This window comes from Litchfieldella qijiaojingensis (assembly GCF_014651875.1).
GTDB lineage: Bacteria > Pseudomonadota > Gammaproteobacteria > Pseudomonadales > Halomonadaceae > Litchfieldella > Litchfieldella qijiaojingensis.
The window spans coordinates 1-4,497 of record NZ_BMXS01000052.1 but is presented as its reverse complement, the minus strand read 5'-3'; the positions used below and the strand labels follow the sequence as shown (position 1 = coordinate 4,497).

The 4,497-nt window shown below is 66.4% G+C and carries 1 protein-coding gene; it reads left to right on the top strand.

Translation table 11 applies throughout. From position 1 onward, the window contains the following. The coding region (locus IE093_RS22060; RefSeq protein ID WP_229803900.1) for a beta strand repeat-containing protein at positions 1–4,497 on the top strand (4,497 nt) is incomplete at both ends.

Here is a 4,497-nt window from a genome sequence, read left to right as displayed (position 1 = left end):
ACATCACCCTGAAGGCCGGGCAGCGCCTCGCCAACCGGGGCACCGTCGTCGCTGGCATCGAGAACGACACCCGCCAAGCCGGCGCCGACCTCACCCTCAAGGCCGACCGGCTCGACAACCAGGGGCGGCTCGACGCCACCCAGCGTCTCGCGGTGACCTCCACCACCACGCACAACCAGGGCCGCCTGCTGGCCAGCGAAATCGCCGTCGACGCCCAGCAACAAGTGACCAATCGCGGCACCCTCCAGGGCGAGCGGGTGACCCTGACGAGTGAGACCGTCACCAACCGGGGTCAGGCGGCGACCCTCGCCGCCACCGCCTCGCTCGAACTGGACACCGACCATCTCGACAACCTCGGCGGCAGCGTGCAGTTCGCCCACGGCCAGGACGTCCAGCTCGACCTCGAGCGACTCGACAACCGCGGCGGGACCCTGAGCCTCGACGACGGCGACCTTCAGGGCCGCGTCGGCACCCTCACCAATCGCGGCGGACGCCTCACCGCCAACGACATCGATCTCGACGCCACCTCGTTGGATAACAGCAGCGAAGGACTGATAGCCGCCACCGACGGTGACCTGACCCTCGAGGTCGCCGATTCTCTCGACAATAGCCAGGGCCGGCTGCAGGCCAGTCGCGACGTGACGCTGAGTGCCACCACGCTGACCAACACCGACGGCACGCTCGCTGGCGACAGCGCCACGCTCACCGTCACCCAGGACCTGACCAACGAAGGGGGCGTGATCAGCGCCGAAGCCGGCGACCTCGCGGTTCAGGTGGGCAGACAACTGAATAACGCCACGGGCCACCTCCAGTCACGCACCGGCACGCTGACCCTCACCGCCGGCGAGGTCGACAACCGGGGCGGCACACTCCTGGCCAAGCAGGCCATCGACGCGGTGGTGACCGAAGGCCTCGACAATAGTGCCCAGGGCGTGCTCACCGCCGACAACATCGACCTCGATGCCGCCTCCCTCGACAACACCGATGACGGCCTGATTGCCGCCACCGACGGCGACCTGACCCTCGAGGTCACCGATATCCTCGACAACACCCAGGGACGGCTGCAGGCCAACGGCAACGTCTCGCTCACCGCCGGCACCCTGACCAACACCGACGGCACGCTCGCTGGCGACAGCGCCACGCTCACCGTCACCCAGGACCTGACCAACCAACGCGGCGTGATCGACACCGAAGCCGGCGACCTCACGCTCGACGTCGGGGCGCAGCTGGACAACGCCGCCGGCCACGTCCAGGCCCGCCACGGCACGCTGACCCTTACCGCCGGCGAGGTCGACAACCAGAGCGGTACCCTGCTGGCCGAGCAAGCAATTAATGCCAGCGTGACCGGCGCGCTCGACAACACTGCCCAGGGCGTGTTCACCGCCGACACCATCGACCTCGACGCCGATCGCCTGGTCAACCACGGCGGTAGCCTGGTCGCTGACCTCGTCACCCTGACACTCGACCGCCTCGACAACGACGAAGGGCTGGTCAGCGCGCAGGAGTCATTGCACCTCGACCTGGTCGAGGCACTGAACAACCGCACCGGACGCCTGCAGGTCACCGACGGGGATCTGTTTCTGAAAGGTGGCCGCGAGCTCGACAACACCCAAGGCATCCTGGTCGCCAAACACCTGCAAGTGACGGACGTCGGCACGCTCACCAACCGCCAGGGTAAGCTCATCGCCGATGGCATCGCGCTCGACGCCGCCTCGCTCGACAACACAGACGAAGGGCTGATTGCCGCCACTGATGGCGACCTCTCGCTCGACGTTGCCGACACCCTGGACAATAGCCAGGGTGAACTGCAGGCCAGCGACGACGTGGCGCTGAGTGCCACCACGCTGACCAACACCGACGGCACGCTCGCTGGCGACACCGCCACGCTCAAGATTGCCCAAGACCTGACCAACCAGCGCGGCGTGATCAGTGCCGAGGCGGGCGACCTCGCGCTTGAGGTCGGCGCGCGGCTGGACAACGCCGGCGGTCACGTGCAGACCCGTACCGGCACGCTGACCCTCACCGCCGGCGAGGTCGACAACCGGGGCGGCACCCTGCTGGCCAAACAAGAGATTGATGCCAGCGTGGCCGGTGCGCTCGACAACCGCGCCCAGGGCACGCTCACCGCCGACACCATCGCACTCGATGCCGACCAACTGACCAATAACAACGGCAGCCTGGTCGGCGACTTGGTGACCCTGACGCTGGATCGCCTCGACAACGACGCCGGGCTGATCAATGCCAGGCAGGGGCTGCACCTCGACCTGGTCGAGGTACTGAGCAATCGCGCCGGGCGCCTGCAACTCAAGCAAGGTGCACTGACCCTGAACGGTATCAATAACCTCGACAACACCCATGGCATCCTGGCTGCCGATAGCCTGCAATTGACCGATATCGGCACAATCGTCAACCAGCAAGGCAAACTGGTGGCCGATACCGTCGACATCAAGGCGGCATCGCTGGACAACAGCGACGACGGACTGATCGCCGCCACCGCCGGCGACCTGACCCTCGCGGTCGCCAATACCCTCGACAATACCAAGGGCCGGCTACAGGCCAGCGGCAACGTGGCGCTGGGTGCCACCACGCTGACCAACACCGAGGGCACGCTCGCTGGCGACACCGCCACGCTCACCGTCACCGAGGACCTTACTAACCAGCGCGGCGTGATCAGCGCCGAAGCCGGTGACCTCGCGGTTCAGGTGGGCAGGCAACTGAATAACGCTGGCGGCCATATCCAGGCGCGTACCGGTAAGCTGACGCTCAGCGCCGGCGAGATCGACAACCAGGGCGGCACCCTGCTGGCCAAGCAGACGCTCGACGCCAGCGTGACCGAAAGCCTCGACAACGGTGCCCAGGGTGTGCTCACCGCCGACGCCATCAAGGTCGCTGCCAACCGCCTGACCAACCACAACGGCAGCCTGGTCGGCGACCTGGTCACCCTGACGCTGGACCACCTCGACAACGACGCCGGGCTGATCAGCGCCCAACAGGCGCTGCACCTCGATCTGGTCGAGGTGCTGAGCAACCGCGGCGGACGCCTGCAGCTCATGGAAGGTGGGCTGACCCTGGACGGCATCCGTGACCTCGACAACACCCATGGCATCCTGGCTGCCGATAGCCTGCAAGTGATCGATATCGGCACAATCGTCAACCGCCAGGGCCAGCTCATCGCCGATGCCATCGCGCTCGATGTCGCCTCGCTGGATAACAGCAGCGAAGGACTGATTGCCGCCACCGACGGTGACCTGACCCTCGACGTTGCCGATACCCTCGACAATAGCCAGGGCCGGCTGCAGGCCAGCGGCGATGTGACGCTCACCGCCGGTACCCTGACCAATACCGACGGCACGCTCGCTGGCGACACCGCCATGCTCAGCGTCACCCAGGACCTGAATAACCAGCGCGGCGTAATCAGCGCCGAAGCCGGTGACCTCGCGGTTCAGGTGGGCAGGCAACTGAATAACGCTGGCGGCCATATCCAGGCGCGTACCGGTAAGCTGACGCTCAGCGCCGACGAGATCGACAACCAGGGCGGCACCCTGCTGGCCAAGCAGGCCATCGACGCGGTGGTGACCGACGGCCTCGACAACGGCGCCCAGGGCGTACTTACCGCCGACACCATTACGCTCGACGCCGACCAACTGACCAATAACAACGGCAGCCTGGTCGGCGACTTGGTGACCCTGACGCTGGATCGCCTCGACAACGACGCCGGGCTGATCAATGCCAGGCAGGGGCTGCACCTCGACCTGGTCGAGGTACTGAGCAATCGCGCCGGGCGCCTGCAACTCAAGCAAGGTGCACTGACCCTGAACGGTATCAATAACCTCGACAACACCCATGGCATCCTGGCTGCCGATAGCCTGCAATTGACCGATATCGGCACAATCGTCAACCAGCAAGGCAAACTGGTGGCCGATACCGTCGACATCAAGGCGGCATCGCTGGACAACAGCGACGACGGACTGATCGCCGCCACCGCCGGCGACCTGACCCTCGCGGTCGCCGATACCCTGGATAATAGCCAGGGCCGGCTGCAGGCCAGTGGCGACGTGACGCTCACCGCCGGTACCCTGACCAATACCGACGGCACGCTCGCTGGCGACACCGCCATGCTCAGCGTCACCCAGGACCTGAATAACCAGCGCGGTGTAATCAGCGCCGAAGCCGGTGACCTCGCGGTTCAGGTGGGCAGGCAACTGAATAACGCTGGCGGCCATATCCAGGCGCGTACCGGTAAGCTGACGCTCAGCGCCGGCGAGATCGACAACCAGGGCGGCACCCTGCTGGCCAAGCAGGCCATCGACGCGGTGGTGACCGACGGCCTCGACAACGGCGCCCAGGGCGTACTTACCGCCGACACCATTACGCTCGACGCCGACCGCCTGGCCAACCACGGCGGCCGCCTGGTCGGCGACCTGGTCACCCTGACGCTCGACCGCCTCGACAACGATGAAGGGCTGATCAGCGCCCGCCAGGGGTTGCACCTCGACC